We start from the raw sequence: 16707 nt of genomic DNA, 5'->3' as shown, positions 1-16707 counted from the left end.
TGTCGGCTCTTCGGTGTGTCAGGTCGTGCTTGCCGTACGTCGCTGGACCAGGACCGCGGCGACGATGATCGCGCCCTTGGCGATCTGCTGGACGTCGCTCTGCAGGTTGTTGAGCGCGAAGATGTTGGTGATCGTGTTGAAGATCAGGACGCCGAGCAGGGAGCCGATGATGGTGCCCCGGCCGCCGCTGAGCATGGTGCCGCCGATGATCGCGGCCGCGATGGCGTCGAGTTCGTAGAGGTTGCCGTTGGTGTTCTGGCCCGAGCCGGAGAGCACGATCAGCAGGAACGCGGCGATGCCGCAGCACAGCCCGGAGAGCAGATAGAGGTACAGGCGCTGCCGTCGGACGTCGATGCCCGCGAGCCGGGCCGCCTCGGCGTTGCCGCCGACGGCGACCGTGCGCCGGCCGAAGGTCGTACGGTTCAGCACGAGCCAGCCGATGATCGTCACGACCGCGAACACCAGGACGAGCGGCGGGATGCCGAGGATGTACGCGTCGCGCTCGCCGAGGTCCAGGATGGCGTCGACGGTGACTACCTGGGTGCTGCCGTCGGTGATCTGGAGAGCGAGTCCCCGGGCCGAGGCGAGCATGGCGAGGGTGGCGATGAAGGGGACCACCCCGCCGTACGCGATGAGCAGCCCGTTCACCAGGCCGCAGCCCACGCCGACGATCACGGCCGTGAAGAGGATGCCGGCGAAGCCGTACTCCTGGGTGGCGACCGTGGTGGCCCAGACGGAGGCCAGCGCCACGATCGCGCCCACGGACAGGTCGATGCCGCCGGAGATGATGACGAAGGTCATGCCGACGGTGACGACGCCGATCACCGAGGCCTGGGTGAGGACGAGTTGGAGGTTGCGGGTGTCGAGGAACTCGTCGGGTTTGGTCACGCCGCCGATGACGATCAGCGCGGCGAGGACACCGAGGAGCGAGAGGGTGCGCACGTCGGCGCGGAACACGAGGGCGCGCCAGGCCGGCGGTTCGCTGACGGGTGTCACTTTGTCGGCGCTGCCCCGGGGCGGGGACACGGGCTGGGTCATGACGCCGGGCTCCCTTCAACAGTCACGGGGCTTCCTTCCATCACAAGGTCGAGTACGCGGTGTTCGTCGAGTTCACGGGCGGGGGCGGTGTGCACGACCCGGCCCTCGCGCAGGACGAGCACCCGGTCGGCGAGGCCGAGGACTTCGGGCACCTCGCTGGAGACCAGCAGCACGGCGAGCCCTTCGTCGGCGAGCCGGCGGACCACCGCGTACAGCTCCGCGCGGGCGCCCACGTCGACGCCCCGGGTCGGCTCGTCGAGCAGCAGGACCCGGCAGCCGCGCAGCAGCCAGCGGGCGAGGACCGCCTTCTGCTGGTTGCCTCCGGAGAGGGTGCGGACCGGTACGGCCGGGTTGTCGGGGCGCAGGGACAGCTCGCGGGTCGCGGCCCGCGCGGCGCGGTGTTCGGCGCTCCGGTCGATCCAGCCGGCGCGTGCGAAGCGGGACATCGACGACACGGAAACGTTTCTGGTGACGGACTCCAGCATCAGCAGCGCCTGCGCCTTGCGCTCCTCGGGCGCGAGTCCGAGCCCGGCGCGCACGGCGGCACGTACGCTGCCCAGCCTCAACTGCCGTCCGTCGACGCTTACTTGACCGGCCGTCGGCTTCCGGGCGCCGTAGATCGTCTCCAGGATCTCCGACCGTCCCGAGCCGACGAGTCCGGCGAGGCCCACGATCTCGCCGGGTCGCACCTCCAGATCGAACGGTTCGAACTCACCGGCGCGCGCCAGCCCCCGCACCTCCAGCACGGGCGTGCCTTCCGTGGGCGGCACGGGCGGCCGGTCGGGGAAGACGTACTCGACGTTCCGACCCGTCATCAGCGCCACGACCTCGCGCGTCGGCGTGGACTTCGCGGGCAGCCCGCCCGCCACGGCCCGTCCGTCCTTCAGTACGGTCACCCGGTCGCCGATCCGTCGGATCTCCTCCAGACGGTGCGAGATGTAGACGACGGCCACCCCGTCGGCGGTCAGGTCCCCCACGATCCTGAAGAGGTTGTCGACCTCGTCCGGGTCGAGTGCGGCCGACGGCTCGTCCATGACGATGAGCCGTACCTCGTGGGAGAGCGCCCGGGCCATGGAGACGATCTGCTGCTGGGCGGCGGACAACTCGCCGACGAGCCGGGCCGCATCGATCTCCGGATGTCCAAGTCGCTTGAGAAGTAAGGCCGTTGACTCTCGGGCGGCCTTCCCCCGTACGACGAAGCCTGCGGCCGTGGGTTCATGACCGAGGTGGACGTTCTCGGCCACCGACAGGCCCTCCACCAGGTCGAGTTCCTGGTAGATGGTGGCGATGCCGAGGCGCATGGCGGCGATCGGGGACTTGAGGGTGACGGGTTCGCCCCGCCAGGTGATCGTGCCGTCGTCGGGCTGGTGGGCACCGGCCAGGACCTTGATCAGGGTGGACTTCCCGGCGCCGTTCTGGCCGAGCAGGCAGTGGACCTCTCCGGCCTGGACGTCGAGGTCGACGCCGTCCAGGGCCCGGACTCCGGGGAACGACTTGGTGATGCCGGACATGGTGAGCAGCGGTGGTTCTGGTGCCATGAGTTCCCCTTGGCGGGCGTGCGGGCCGGTTTCAGGGCGAATCCGCGTGCTGGGCAGGCGTGTTCGGGCAGGGCGGGGCGACGCGCTGTGCGTGGTGGTGTACGTGCGGCTCTGTATGGGTGCGCCGTATGGGCGGCTCTTGCTGGGCTGTCGTACGGGCGGCTCTTGCTGGACTGCGGTACGGGCGGCTCTTGCCGGCGTTCGGTACGAACGAACGGAGTGGCTACGCGGGTGAGAACAGATGGTCGCTGATGAGGCGGGCCGCGCCGATGACTCCGGCGGTGGGCCCCAACTCCCCCAGGACGATGGGCAGATTGCCGGTCGCGAGGGGCAGTGACTGGCGGTAGACCTGAGTGCGGATGGCGGCGAGCAGGGTGTGGCCGAGGCCGGTCACCCCACCGCCGATCACCACCAGGCCGGGGTTGAAGAAGCTGACGAGTCCGGCGATGACCTGACCGGTGCGGTTGCCGCCCTCGCGGATCAGGTCGAGCGCGGTGGCGTCACCGGCGGCCGCCGCGGCGGCCACGTCGACGGCGGTCAGGGTGCCGCTGGTCTCCAGGCGGGAGGCGAGTTCCGCCGAGAGGCCCTGCTGGGCGGCGTCCTTGGCGTCGCGGGCGAGCGCGGCGCCGCTGAAGTGGGCCTCCAGGCAGCCCCGGTTGCCGCAGGCGCAGGGGCGGCCGTCCGGTACGGCGAGGATATGCCCGATGTCGCCGGCACTGCCCGTCGCACCTCGGTGGACCTCACCTCCGACGACGATGCCGCAGCCGATGCCGGTGCCGATCTTGACGCAGAGGAAGTCGCCCACGGAACGGGCCACGCCCGCGTGCTGCTCCCCCATCGCCATCAGGTTCACGTCGTTGTCGACCATGACGGGGCAGCCGAGTTCCTGGCTGAGCGCCTCGCGCACCGGGAACCCGTCCCAGCCCGGCATGATCGGCGGGGCCACCGGAACGCCCTCGGGGAAGCGGACCGGTCCGGGGACGCCGATGCCGGCGCCGTCGAACCCTTCCGCCAGCCCGGAGGCCTTCAACTTGGCGGCCATGGACAGCACTTGCTCGAAGACGGCGACCGGACCGTCCCGTACGTCCATGGGCTGGTTGATGTGTCCGAGGATTTCCAACTCGGCGTTGGTGACGGCCACATCGATCGAGGTCGCGCCGATGTCGACGCCGAGAAAGCGGAGTTGAGGAGCGAGCCGGATGTTGTGCGAGCGGCGCCCACCGCGTGAGGCGGCGAGTCCGTCGGCCACGACCAGGCCCGTCTCCAGCAGCCGGTCCACCTCCACGGCCAGCTTCGACCGCGAGAGATCCACCCGATCCCCCAGCTGCGCCCGCGAGTTGGGCCCACCGTCCCGCAACAGCCGCAGCAGTCGGGCCTGATGCGCGTTCGCGGGTCGAGCCGTCATACGTCTCACAAGCCCCTCCCCGCCTCAACCGGCCTCTACGCCCGTCGCCTTCCGGCCACATCCCGCGACCGACCTTTCGCAGGGGAACGTAGCAGTGGCTACCGGGACTGGGAAGAAGTTGCGCACAGATTGCCGCCAACTTTCTCCACTCACAGGACAAAGCGAGGGTCGCGGCAAGTGAGGGCGGGACTTCGGGGGCACCTCCGGGCACCGGACAGACGGAAGCGGCGGCCACCTCCGGGACGGCCGCCGCTTCCGCGAATCCGGTTACTTCTCGCGCTCGTGGTACGTCTTGCGCGTGTGCTCGGTGTGGGCCCGCATGACCTCCGTGGCGCGCTGTTCGTCGCGGGCGGAGACCGCCGCGATGAGGTCGCGGTGCTCGATCCAGGACTGGTGGCCGCGCTGGCGGGCCACAGGGGTGTAGTACCAGCGGACGCGGCGGTCGACCTGGGCGGCGAGTTCGGCGAGGACCGCGTTGCCGGCCAGTTCCATGATCTTCGCGTGGAAGCGGGCGTTCAGGGCGACCGCGGCGTCGACGTCGTCGGCGTCCACGGCCCGCTCGCCCTCCGCGCAGAGTTCCTCCAGCGCCGCGATGCCCGCCGTGCCGGTGTTCGCCGCGGCGAGGCGGGCGGCCTCGGCCTCCAACAGGGTGCGGACCGTGAGGAGTTGGTCGGCCTCCGCCTCCGTCGGCTCGTGCACGAAGGCGCCCTGGGCGGGCCGGAGATCGACCCAGCCCTCGGTGTTGAGGCGTTGCAGGGCCTCGCGGACGGGCTGCCGGGACACCCCGAGGTGTCCGGCGAGTTCGCTCTCGACGAGGTGCTGGCCGGGGCGCAGCGCGCGCGTGGTGATGAGTTCGAGCAGGGCCTCGTAGACGCGGTCGCGCAGTGGGCCGGGGCGTTCGAGCTTGGGCACCGCCCCTTGCGGAAGTCCTGTCGACAACATCGGGTCCCCCTCCAGAGCACCACTGGGTGTACTGCACACGGAAAGTCAACGGCCCGTACTGGAAAGTCCAAGTCAACAGCCAGTATGGATTGTCTTTCGTCTACAGTCTACGACCCGCGATGGCCAGGGAGCCGACGAGTATGTCTCGTCACACCGCCACGAAGGCCCTGGTCACGGGCAGCGGACCACCTGTCCCGCGTACGAGAGGTTGCCGCCGAAACCGAACAGCAGCACAGGGTCGCCGCTGGAGATCTCGCCGCGTTCGACGAGCTTGGAGAAGGCGAGGGGGATGCTCGCGGCCGAGGTGTTGCCGGACTCGGTGACATCCCGCGCGACCACGGCGTTCACCGCGCCGATCTTCTCGGCGAGGGGCTCGATGATGCGCAGGTTGGCCTGGTGGAGGACGACCGCGGCGAGGTCGGCGGGCGCGAGCCCCGCCTTCTCGCAGGCGGCGCGGGCGATGGGCGGCAGCTTGGTGGTGGCCCAGCGGTAGACGCTCTGCCCCTCCTGCGCGAACCGGGCCGGAGTGCCCTCGATGCGTACCGCGTGCCCCATCTCGGGCACCGATCCCCACAGCACCGGACCGATGCCGGGCTCCTCGGCGGCCTCGACGACCGCCGCGCCCGCCCCGTCCCCGACGAGGACGCAGGTCGTACGGTCGGTCCAGTCCGTGACCTCGGACATCTTGTCGGCGCCGATGACGAGCGCCCGGGTGGCGGCGCCCGCGCGCACGGCGTGGTCGGCGGTGGCGAGGGCGTGGGTGAACCCGGCGCAGACGACATTGACGTCCATGGCGGCCGGGTTCGGGATGGAGAGCCGGTTCGCGACCCGGGCGGCCATGTTCGGGGAGCGGTCGACGGCGGTCGAGGTGGCGACCACGACCAGGTCGATGGCCTCCGGGCCGAGACCGGCCGCGGCGAGCGCCTTGGCGGCGGCGTGGCCGGCCAGCTCGTCGACCGGCTCGTCGGGTCCTGCGATGTGCCGGGTGCGAATGCCCACACGGCTCGTGATCCACTCGTCACTGGTGTCGACCATGCCCGCCAGGTCCTTGTTGGTGAGAACCTTGGCGGGCTGGTAGTGGCCGACGGCGGCGATTCGCGAGCCGTTCATGGGTGGTTCCCCTCGTAGCCTGTGGTCAGCGGGATTCACCAGTCTGATCAGTGACTCACGGGTACGAGGACGGGTGAGGCGACAGTAATGCGTGGCCCGCGTTGTGGGCTTCTGTCAGACCCCAGGACGTCCGAACACTCACCCGGTGAACAATTGCGTAGCCTTCCGTACGAGTTCGTACAGTCCGTAACCGAGCGGTACCCCCACCCACACCCAGGCGAGGACGATCAACGGTCGCCGGTCAGGCGGATTCGGGCTGCTGTCGCTGGACGACATCGGCGGCCTCCCTCGGGGCGGGGATGTGGAAGCGGGGGTGGACGGGCCGGACCAGCTCGTTGGCGACGAAGCCGATCACGAGCAGCCCGATCATGATGAAGAAGGACATGCCGTAGAGGTCGGGGCCGGACTTGCCCGCCTCCTCCTGCCGGTCCGCGATCCAGTTGACGATCAGCGGTCCGAGGACGCCGGCCGTGGACCAGGCGGTGAGCAGCCGGCCGTGGATCGCGCCGACCTGGTAGGTACCGAAGAGGTCCTTCAGATACGCGGGGATCGTGGCGAAGCCGCCGCCGTAGAAGGACAGGATCACCAGGGCGCAGACGATGAACAGCGGCTTGGAGGAGTCGCCGAACAGCGCGATCAGCAGATACATCAGCGCGCCCACGCCCAGATAGACGCGGTAGATGTTCTTGCGTCCGATCAGGTCGGACGTGGACGACCAGGTGATGCGGCCCGCCATGTTGGCCGCGGAGAGCAGCGCGACGAAACCGGCGGCCGCGGTGACGGAGACCGGGGTGGAGGAGTCGGCGAAGAAGTCCGTGATCATCGGGGCGGCCTTCTCCAGGATGCCGATGCCCGCGGACACGTTCATGCAGAGGATGACCCACAGACACCAGAACTGCGGGGTGCGGATGGCGTTGCGGGCCGAGACCTGCGGGCCCGCCAGGACGCTCGGTCCGCTCTCGACCGGCCTCTCGGTGCGCGGCACCCGGACCAGCAGCACACCGAGCAGCATGAACACGGCGTACGACAGCCCGTGCACCAGGAAGGCGAGGGCGATGCCGGAGGAGTCGGAGCCGAAGGACTCCAGCATCTGGGCGGACCACGGCGAGGCGATGAGCGCGCCGCCGCCGAAGCCCATGATCGCTATACCGGTGGCCATGCCTGGCCGGTCCGGGAACCACTTGATCAGGGTGGAGACGGGCGAGATGTAGCCGATGCCGAGGCCGATGCCGCCGACGAAGCCGTAGCCGAAGACGATCAGCCAGTACTGCTCGGTGGCCGCGCCGAGCGAGGCGAGCAGGAAGCCTGAGGAGAAGCAGATCAGCGCCACGGTCATCGCCCAGCGCGGACCGTTGCGCTCGACGAGCGTCCCGCCGAACGCGGCCGACAGACCCAGCATGACGATGCCGAGCTGGAAGGGCAGCGCGCTCTGGGTGCCGCTGAGGCCGAGCGCGGATTCGAGTGGCGGCTTGAAGACGCTCCAGGCGTAGGCCTGCCCGATGGAGAGATGGACGGAGAGCGCGGCCGGGGGGACGAGCCAGCGGCTCCAGCCCGGGGGTGCGACGGGGGGACTCATGATCCCGGACGGTAGGGAGTGACAAGGGGAGTTGGAAAGGCGGCGCGTCGACCGTATGCGATGAGCGGTATCCACCGCGCGCCGAACGGTAGTTCACCGGCCACCTTCATGTCCGGGTAATGCCTTGTTCGGCGGCTGCGCGAACCCTTGCTGGGTCACCTTCCATACTGTAGACAATATTTCGTCGACAGATTTCGGCAGTGCGCCATCTCCGCGGTATCCCTCGACCGAACGGAGCTCCCTCGATATGAAAGTCGCAGTTCTCGGCGCCGGTGCGATCGGCGCCTACGTCGGCGCCGCGCTCCACCGCGCCGGCGCGGACACGCATCTCGTCGCCCGTGGACCGCATCTGGCGGCCATGAGGCGGAACGGGGTGCGGGTGCTCAGCTCACGCGGGGACTTCACCGCCCGCGCCCACGCCACCGACGACCCGGCCGAGATCGGCCCGGTCGACTTCGTCTTCCTGGGCCTCAAGGCCAACTCGTACGCGGCGTGCGGGCCGCTGATCGAGCCCCTGCTGCACGGCACCACGGCGGTGATCGCCGCCCAGAACGGCATTCCCTGGTGGTACTTCCACCGGCACGGCGGCCCGCACGACGGCCACCGTGTCGAGAGCGTGGACCCGGCCGGCGCGGTCAGTGCGGTGCTCGCGCCCGAACGGGCCATCGGCTGCGTCGTCTACGCGGCGACCGAGCTCGAAGGGCCCGGTGTCGTACGGCACTTGGAAGGCACCCGGTTCTCCGTCGGTGAACCGGACCGTACGGTCTCGGCGCGCTGTTTGGCGTTCAGCGAGGCCATGGTGGCCGGTGGCCTGAAGTGTCCGGTGGAGCCCGACATCCGGGGCGACATCTGGATCAAGCTGCTCGGCAACATCTCGTTCAACCCGATCAGCGCCCTGGCCCGCGCGACCATGCGGCAGATGTGTCTGCACGGCGGCACCCGCAAGGTCATCGAGACGATGATGGCCGAGACGCTCGCCGTCGCCGAGGCCCTGGGCTGCGAGGTCGGTGTCTCCATCGAACGGCGGATGGCAGGCGCCGAACGCGTCGGCGACCACCGCACCTCCACACTCCAGGACCTGGAGCGCGGCAAGCCGCTGGAACTCGACGTGCTGCTCGCCGCCGTCGTCGAGCTGGCGGACATCACCGGCGTCGAGGTGCCCACACTCCGCACCGTCCACGCCATCTCGGACCTGCTCGCGCTGAGGAGCGCGGCATGAACTCTGGGGAACGCCGATGAGGAAACGCGACCGAAGCCCGAAGACCTACACCCGGCTCACCCATCCCCTCGTCCGCGACTCCCGCGACGAGCCCTTCCGGCAGGCCACCTGGGAGGAGGCGCTGGACCGGGCCGCCCGCGGCATCGAACGCAACCGCGGCGCGTTCGGCATGTTCTCCTGCGCCCGCGCCACGAACGAGATGAACTACGTGGCGCAGAAGTTCGCCCGGGTCGTCATGGGCACCAACAACGTCGACTCCTGCAACCGCACCTGCCACGCGCCGAGCGTCGCCGGCCTGTCCGCCGCCTTCGGTTCGGGCGGCGGCACCTCCTCGTACGAGGAGATCGAGCACACCGACGTCATCGTGATGTGGGGCTCCAACGCCCGCTTCGCGCACCCGATCTTCTTCCAGCACGTGCTGAAGGGGATACGGAACGGCGCCCGGATGTACGCGATCGATCCACGGCGGACCTCCACCGCCGAGTGGGCGGAGAGCTGGCTCGGACTGAACGTCGGCACGGACATCCCGATGGCCCACGCGATCGGCCGCGAGATCATCCACGCGGGCCTGGCCAACAAGGCGTTCATCGAGCGGGCGACCACCGGCTTCGAGGAGTACAAGGCGCTCGTCGAGCCATGGACGCTCTCCCTCGCCGAGAAGGTGACGGGCGTACCGGCCGCAGCCATACGGCAGTTGGCGCACGCGTACGCCCGTGCAGAGCGCGCCCAGCTGTGCTGGACCCTCGGCATCACCGAGCACCACAACGGCACGGACAACGTCCGCGCGCTGATCAACCTGTCGCTGCTGACAGGGCATGTGGGGCGGTACGCATCCGGTTTGCAGCCCCTGCGCGGCCAGAACAACGTGCAGGGCGGCGGCGACATGGGCGCCATCCCCAACCGGCTGCCCGGCTTCCAGGACATCCTCGACCCGGGGTCCCGGCTGAAGTTCGAGTCGGCGTGGGACACCGTCATCCAGCCGCACTACGGGCTGAACCTGACGGAGATGTTCGAGGCCATGGAGGAGGGCTCGCTGAAGGCCGTGTACTGCGTCGGGGAGAACCCGGCGCAGTCGGAGGCGGACAGCGAGCAGGCCGTACGGCGTATGAAGCGGCTGGACTTCCTCGTCGTCCAGGACATCTTCCTGACGAAGACGGCCGAGCTGGCGGACGTCGTGCTGCCCGCGACGGCCGGGTGGGCGGAGACGGACGGCACCACCACCAACAGCGAACGCCGTGTTCAGCGGGTACGCAAGGCGGTCACCCCGCCCGGTGAGGCCCGCGAGGACATCGACATCATCTGCGACCTGGCCTCCCGGCTCGGGCACGAGTGGAAGTACCCCGACTCCGAGGCGGTCTGGAACGAGCTGCGGTCGGTGTCGCCGGACCACTACGGGATGACGTACGAACGCCTGGAGGAGCATCAGGGCATCCAGTGGCCCTGCCCGGACACGGACAGGCTCGAACCGACCTATCTGCACGGCCGGTTGTGGGATCCGGACCCGGCGAACCGGGGCCGGCTCGCGCCCTTCGGGATCGTGCGGCACGATCCGCCGGTCGATCTGACGGACGAGGAGTTCCCCATCCGGCTGACCACCGGGCGGCGGCTGGACTCGTACAACACCGGTGTGCAGAGCGGTGGTTTCGCCTCGCCGCTGCGGCGCGGGGAGTACCTCGAGCTGTGCCCGGAGGACGCGGAGCGCTACGGGGTCGTCGTGGGTGAGGAGGTCCAGGTGTCCTCGCGGCGCGGCTCGGTCGTGGCGCCGGTGTGGATCGACCTGGCCCTGCGGCCCGGCCTCGCCTTCATGACCATGCACTTTCCCGACGAGGTGGACACCAACCAGCTGACGATCGAGGCGAACTGCCCGATCGCGGGCACGGCGGAGTTCAAGGCGTCGGCGATCCGGATCGAGAAGCTGCCCGTCGCGACCATCGTGAGGTGACGTAAGTGGACCTGCACTTCGGTGACAGCAAGCCCACCGACGAGGAGAAGGCGGCGGTCGACGCGCTGCTCGGGCCGCCGGAATCCTCCTGGGAGGGCGCGGACCGTTCCGACGCCGATCTGCGGTGGGCACGGGGCGGCCGGGAGGCACGGGAGCGCCGTGACCTGCTGTTGCCGGGGCTGCACGCGATCAACGACCGGATCGGCTGGATCAGCGAGGGGGCGTTGGACTATCTGTGCCGGCGGCTGACGGTGCCGCCGGCGGAGGCGTACGGCGTGGCCACGTTCTACGCGATGTTCTCGGTCGAGCCGCGCCCCGCGACCGTGCTGCACGTGTGCACGGACCTGGCGTGCGCGGCGGCCGGGGCGCCCGGCCTGTGCGCCGGGATCGAGTCCCGCCTCGGCCCCGGCAGCGGGGTGAGCGTGGAGCGGAGCCCGTGTCTGGGGCTGTGCGAGCGGGCGCCGGCCGCCCTCGCGGTCAAGGCCGGGGATCCGGTGCGTACGGCTGTGTCGGCGCCGGCGACCGTCGAGGCGGCCGTCCTCGCGGCGAGCGCGCCCGACTCGGCGGACGAGGAGCCGCCGGCCGCCATGGCGGTGCCCCAGGCGGGAGAACCGGGGCTCGCCCTCCTCTCCCGTATCGGGGTCGTCGACCCGACATCCCTGGACGACTACCGCGCGTACGGCGGCTACACGGCTCTGCGGCGGGCCTTCGAGCTGGGCCCGGCCGGGGTCATCCGGGAGGTCACCGACTCGGGCCTGGTGGGGCGGGGCGGCGCCGCCTTCCCGACCGGCCGAAAGTGGCAGGCCACGGCGGAGCAGCCCGACCATCCGCACCACCTCGTCTGCAACGCGGACGAATCCGAGCCGGGCACCTTCAAGGACCGCGTGATCATGGAGGGCGATCCGTTCGCCCTGGTCGAGGCGATGACGATCGCGGCGTACGCGACCGGCGCGCACAAGGGGTACCTCTATCTGCGCGGCGAGTATCCGCGAGCCCTGCGCCGCCTGGAACACGCCGTCGCCCAGGCCCGCGCCCGGGGCCTGCTCGGCGACGACGTCCTCGGGCAGGGCTACGCCTTCGACATCGAGATCCGCCGGGGCGCGGGCGCCTATATCTGCGGCGAGGAGACGGCTCTCTTCAACTCCATCGAGGGGTACCGGGGCGAGCCGCGTTCGAAGCCGCCGTTCCCCGTGGAGAAGGGGCTGTTCGGCAAGCCGACGGTGGAGAACAACGTCGAGACGCTGGTGAACGTCCTGCCGATCCTGACGATGGGCGCACCGGCGTACGCGGCGATCGGCACCGGGCGATCCACGGGGCCGAAGCTGTTCTGCGTGTCGGGGAGTGTGGACAGGCCCGGCATCTACGAGCTGCCGTTCGGCGCGACGCTCGGCGATCTGCTCGCGCTCGCCGGGGTACGGGACCGACTGCGCGCCGTCCTCCTCGGTGGCGCGGCCGGTGGCTTCGTGCGGCCCGACGAACTGGAGATCCCGCTCACCTTCGAGGGGACGCGGGAGGCGGGCACGACGCTCGGCTCGGGCGTGGTCATGGCCTTCGACGACACGGTTCCGCTGCCTCGGCTGCTGCTGCGGATCGCGGAGTTCTTCCGGGACGAGTCCTGCGGGCAGTGCGTGCCGTGCCGGGTCGGGACCGTGCGCCAGGAGGAGGCGCTGCACCGGATCGCCGAGCGGACCGGTGCGGCCGCGGCCGGTGACATCGCCCTGCTCAGGGAGGTCGGTCGCGCGATGCGGGACGCCTCGATCTGCGGTCTCGGACAGACCGCGTGGAACGCCGTGGAATCCGCCATCGACCGTCTGGGGGCGTACGAATGACCGCGCATCGCCGAACTCGCCGTACCGGAGCCGCCGTATGACCGTGATACCGCTGGGAGTGCCGCGCCGCCTTCTGGAGTTCACCATCGACGGCGAGCCGGTGCGGGCGCCCGAGGGCTCGACGATCCTCGACGCCTGCCGGGCCGCCGGCAAGGACGTCCCCACCCTCTGCCAGGGCGACACGCTCACCCCGAAGAACGCCTGCCGGGTCTGTGTCGTCGAGGTCGAGGGGGCCAGGACCCTCGTCCCGGCCTGCTCCCGCAAGGCCGAGCCCGGCATGGAGGTGAAGACCGACACCGAGCGTGCCCGGCACAGCCGCAAGATCGTCCTCGAACTCCTCGCCTCGTCGGTCGACCTGTCGACGACCCCGCAGGTCGCCGAGTGGATCAAGGAGTACGAGGCGAAGCCGGACCGCTTCGGCCCGGACGCGGCCCGGCTGAACGAGGAGCCCAAGGTCGACAACGAGCTCTATGTGCGGGACTACGACAAGTGCATCCTGTGTTACAAGTGCGTGGACGCCTGCGGGGACCAGTGGCAGAACACGTTCGCGATCTCGGTCGCGGGGCGTGGTTTCGACGCGCGGATCGCCGTGGAGCACGACGCGCCGCTGACCGATTCCGCGTGTGTGTACTGCGGCAACTGCATCGAGGTGTGCCCGACGGGCGCGCTGTCCTTCAAGTCGGAGTTCGACATGCGGGCGGCGGGCACGTGGGACGAGTCGGCGCAGACGGAGACGACCACGGTGTGCGCGTACTGCGGTGTGGGCTGCAACCTCACGCTCCATGTGCAGGACAATGAGATCGTGAAGGTCACCTCCCCGCACGACAACCCGGTGACCCACGGGAACCTCTGCATCAAGGGCCGCTTCGGCTATCAGCACGTACAGAACCGGGACTGAGAGACGCCATGGGACGAGTCACGGAACGACGCAAGGTGATCCGCATCCGGGACGGGGTGGTCTCGTCGCGTCCGGACACGCTCGTCGCCGAGGAGCCCCTGGAGATCCGGCTGAACGGCAAGCCGCTGGCGATCACCATGCGCACCCCGGGTGACGACTTCGCGCTGGCCGCCGGCTTCCTGGTGAGCGAGGGCGTGCTCGCCGAGCAGTCGGACCTGCAGAACATCGTCTACTGCGCGGGCGCGACGGCGGACGGCTCGAACACGTACAACGTGGTGGATGTGCGGACGGCCCCGGGTGTCGTCATCCCCGACATCACGCTCGAACGCAACGTGTACACGACGTCGTCCTGCGGGCTGTGCGGCAAGGCGTCGCTGGACGCCGTCCGTACGACCGCCCGCTGGGCCATCGACGACACGCACGGCGGTGACGCTCCCCCGGTCCGTCTCGGTCCCGAACTCCTCGCGAGCCTCCCCGACCGGCTCCGCGCGGCCCAGCGGGTCTTCGACCGGACCGGGGGTCTGCACGCGGCGGCCCTGTTCAGCGAGGACGGCGAGCTACTCGACGTACGGGAGGACGTGGGGCGGCACAACGCGGTGGACAAGCTGGTGGGGCGGGCCCTGCAGAGCGGGTCGCTGCCGCTGTCCCGGGCGGTGCTGCTGGTGTCGGGGCGGGCCTCCTTCGAGCTGGCGCAGAAGGCGGTGATGGCGGGGATCCCGATGCTGGCGGCGGTCTCGGCACCGTCGTCGCTGGCGGTCGACCTGGCCGCGGAGACCGGGCTGACCCTGGTGGGCTTCCTGCGGGGGGCCTCCATGAACGTGTACGCGGGTGAGCACCGGATCGCCCTGCGGGCCGCTGCCGCGGTCGACCAGGGCTGAGCGGCGCCCCGCGTCCACGACGGCGGGGCCCCCACCGGCGGGGAGCGCCCCCTGCGCCGGGGCGCTCCGCCGGTTGGCCGCCGGGTACGCGCCGTTGGTCCACTTCTGCGTTGCCGGGTGCGGGTGGGTGGGGGCTGGTCGCGCAGTTGCCCGCGCCCCTTGAAAGCACGGGGTGCGGGCCTCGTTTTCAGGGGCGCGGGGAACTGCGCGAGCAACCACACGCGACCCGCACGCGCCGACCAACCGCACCCCCCGAGCTCTCCGAGCTCTCCCGCGACCGTCTGACTGATCGTCACCTAGTCGTACGACACGCCCAGTCACGACCGACGCACGGTTCTTGTGAGCCCCCTGAACCCCCAAGTAGCGTCTGTGGCCGCACATCGGACGTGGGACGTCCGATGTCCCATCTCCTAGACGGATGAAGGGCTGGCCGCACCGTGCCGTCGAGTCTTCACGCACGTCTCAGATCCACCCTCACCGCGGTAGTCACCACCACCGCTCTCCTCTGCCTCCCCCACCCCGCCGGAGCCGATGCCCAACAAGCCCCTGCCGTAGCCGAGTTCGAGCAGCAGGTCCTCTTCAAGGCGTCGCAGGACCCGGGCTACGCCTGCTTCCGCATCCCGGCGGTCGTCCGGACGACCGAGGGAACCCTGCTCGCCTTCGCCGAGGGCCGCGTGCTGAACTGTGGGGACGCGGCCGACATAGACCTCGTGGTCAAGCGGTCCACGGACGGCGGTCGCACCTGGGGCCCACTGCAGATGGTCAACGAGGGCGGGGGCGACACCCACGGGAACCCCGCGCCGGTCGTGGACCGCAGGACCGGCCGGATCGTGCTGGCCCAGACGTACAACACGGGCCGTCCGGACAGCGCGAGCTGCGACGTTCCCTGTGACCGGGCCCCGCACCTCCAGTACAGCGACGACGACGGGCTGACCTGGTCCGAGCCGCGCAGCCTCAGCGAGCAGATCCGCCCGGCCGACTGGAACTCCTGGTACGCCACCGGCCCCGTGCACGGCATCCAGCTCACCCGGGGCAGGCACGCCGGGCGGCTCGTCCTCGGCGTCAACGCCGAGAGCTGGGCCGACGGCCGGGTCACCGCCAACCACGCGGCGCTCGTGACGAGCGACGACGGCGGGGAGAACTGGAAGGTGGGCGCGACGGACTCGTGGCCGATCGCGGACGACGGCACGTTCCGTCAGAAGCCGTCGGAGCTGACGCTCACCGAGCGCGCGGACGGCTCGGTCCTGGTCAGCGGGCGCGAGCAGGACGGCACCGACCTCGGCCATCGCAGCCAGAGCGTCAGCCGTGACGGCGGCACCACCTTCGCCGCGCCGTTCCGGGCGCTCCCGGACCTCTACACGCCCCAGGTGCAGGGCTCCGTGCTGCGCCTCGGCGACCGCATGCTGTTCGCCGGCCCGGCCGACCCCGACCGCCGCCGGACGATGGCGGTCCGCTCCTCGTACGACGGTGGGCGCACCTGGGAGAGCGTGGACCGGGGCACGGTCGTCACCACCGACTGGTCCGGCTACTCCGACATGGTGCGGATCGGCGGTGAGAGCGGCGACGACGTCGTGGGGCTGCTCTATGAGGGCGGCGCGGTCGACGCCCGGGACGAGATCCGCTTCGCCCGGTTCACGGAGGACTGGCTCCAGCCGCGCCGGGGCCCGGACCCGACGACGTCCGACAGGGCGCCCGGCGGCAGGCGGGCGGCCGTGCTCGGTGGCGCCCGGCCGACGGACGGCAGGTTCGGCGGCGCGATCGAGTTCGACGGCACCGACGACGCCGTACGGCTGCCGTATCGGTCCCGACTCCCCCTCGGGACGAAGGACTTCACCGCGTCGCTCTGGTTCCGTTACGCGGCGACCAGCGGTGAGCAGCCGATGCTGTGGATGGGCGGGGTCGGGACGACGCAGCCGCAGGTGTGGCTGCGCGGGGAGCCGGCGGCCGGGCGGCTGACCGGGCTGATCACCGTGCGGGACGGGGCCTCGCCGCCCCGGACCACCTCCGTGCGGTCCACGGGCGCCTACAACGACGGGCGGTGGCACCAGCTCGTGCTGCGGCGGGGTGGGGGGCAGCTCACCCTCTTCGTGGACGGGACGCCGTTCAGCACCGCCGACATCCCCGGATCGGTCAGCCGGAACTCGCCGTTCGGCGTGCACATCGGGCAACGGGTCGACAGCCGGGTCCACTTCACCGGAGCGATCGACGAAGTACGCGTCCAGGACCGGGCGTTGAGCGACGCGGAGGTCGCCGGGCTCGGTACCCGGGACGCGGAGACACGGGGCTCGATCCTGTGGCTGCCCATGGACCGGGTGGGCGGAGGCCACTAACG

The 16707-nt window shown here is 70.6% G+C and carries 13 protein-coding genes; 6 read left to right on the top strand and 7 right to left on the bottom strand.

Annotated elements, in window-relative coordinates; translation table 11 throughout:
* Positions 1-18: 18 nt before the first annotated feature.
* The 7 genes from JIX55_RS41165 to JIX55_RS41140 all read right to left on the bottom strand — a co-directional run bounded on the left by JIX55_RS41165 (position 19) and on the right by JIX55_RS41140 (position 7609).
* A complete protein-coding gene (locus JIX55_RS41165) occupies positions 19-1038 on the bottom strand; it encodes an ABC transporter permease (RefSeq protein ID WP_257568301.1) in 1020 nt (339 codons plus the stop codon).
* Positions 1035-2576, bottom strand: a complete 1542-nt coding sequence (locus JIX55_RS41160) for a sugar ABC transporter ATP-binding protein (RefSeq protein ID WP_257568300.1) — start codon at positions 2574-2576, stop codon at positions 1035-1037. The genes JIX55_RS41165 and JIX55_RS41160 overlap by 4 nt, the downstream gene beginning before the upstream one ends.
* Before the next feature lie 223 nt (positions 2577-2799).
* The gene (locus tag JIX55_RS41155; RefSeq protein ID WP_257568299.1) at positions 2800-3981 is read right to left on the bottom strand and encodes an ROK family transcriptional regulator; all 1182 of its coding nucleotides are present in this window, start codon (positions 3979-3981) and stop codon (positions 2800-2802) included.
* 267 nt (positions 3982-4248) lie between these two features.
* Entirely contained in the window at positions 4249-4923 is a 675-nt protein-coding gene (locus tag JIX55_RS41150; RefSeq protein ID WP_257568298.1) for a GntR family transcriptional regulator, read from the bottom strand.
* A 171-nt stretch (positions 4924-5094) separates the two neighbouring features.
* Complete coding sequence (locus JIX55_RS41145) at positions 5095-6033, bottom strand: beta-ketoacyl-ACP synthase III (protein ID WP_257568297.1); 939 nt, start codon at positions 6031-6033, stop codon at positions 5095-5097.
* 138 nt (positions 6034-6171) lie between these two features.
* Complete coding sequence (locus tag JIX55_RS51645) at positions 6172-6309, bottom strand: MFS transporter small subunit (RefSeq protein WP_443046648.1); 138 nt, start codon at positions 6307-6309, stop codon at positions 6172-6174.
* Positions 6275-7609, bottom strand: coding sequence for an OFA family MFS transporter (locus JIX55_RS41140; protein ID WP_257568296.1), 1335 nt, complete (start codon positions 7607-7609; stop codon positions 6275-6277). The genes JIX55_RS51645 and JIX55_RS41140 overlap by 35 nt, the downstream gene beginning before the upstream one ends.
* 247 nt (positions 7610-7856) lie before the next feature.
* Between JIX55_RS41140 and JIX55_RS41135 the strand changes: the two genes are divergently transcribed.
* From JIX55_RS41135 to JIX55_RS41110, 6 genes are all read left to right on the top strand, one after another.
* The gene (locus JIX55_RS41135) at positions 7857-8828 is read left to right on the top strand and encodes a 2-dehydropantoate 2-reductase (protein WP_257568295.1); all 972 of its coding nucleotides are present in this window, start codon (positions 7857-7859) and stop codon (positions 8826-8828) included.
* Between the two features lie 16 nt (positions 8829-8844).
* Positions 8845-10770: a molybdopterin oxidoreductase family protein gene (locus tag JIX55_RS41130; protein WP_257568294.1), complete on the top strand. Its 1926-nt coding sequence runs from the start codon at positions 8845-8847 to the stop codon at positions 10768-10770.
* Positions 10771-10775: 5 nt separating this feature from the next.
* Complete coding sequence (locus JIX55_RS41125) at positions 10776-12599, top strand: NADH-ubiquinone oxidoreductase-F iron-sulfur binding region domain-containing protein (protein WP_257568293.1); 1824 nt, start codon at positions 10776-10778, stop codon at positions 12597-12599.
* 37 nt (positions 12600-12636) lie between these two features.
* Positions 12637-13497 (top strand): 2Fe-2S iron-sulfur cluster-binding protein, encoded by an 861-nt coding sequence (locus JIX55_RS41120; protein WP_257568292.1) that lies wholly within the window; start codon positions 12637-12639, stop codon positions 13495-13497.
* 8 nt (positions 13498-13505) lie between these two features.
* Entirely contained in the window at positions 13506-14375 is an 870-nt protein-coding gene (fdhD, locus tag JIX55_RS41115) for a formate dehydrogenase accessory sulfurtransferase FdhD (RefSeq protein ID WP_257568291.1), read from the top strand.
* A gap of 437 nt (positions 14376-14812) precedes the next feature.
* On the top strand, positions 14813-16705 hold the full coding sequence (locus tag JIX55_RS41110) for a sialidase family protein (RefSeq protein WP_257568290.1): 1893 nt from the start codon (positions 14813-14815) through the stop codon (positions 16703-16705).
* The last annotated feature ends 2 nt before the right edge of the window (positions 16706-16707 follow it).

It is taken from the genome of Streptomyces sp. DSM 40750 (assembly GCF_024612035.1).
GTDB lineage: Bacteria > Actinomycetota > Actinomycetes > Streptomycetales > Streptomycetaceae > Streptomyces.
Note: the sequence above shows the minus strand (reverse complement) of the source record. Positions and strands in the feature narration are given on the sequence as shown.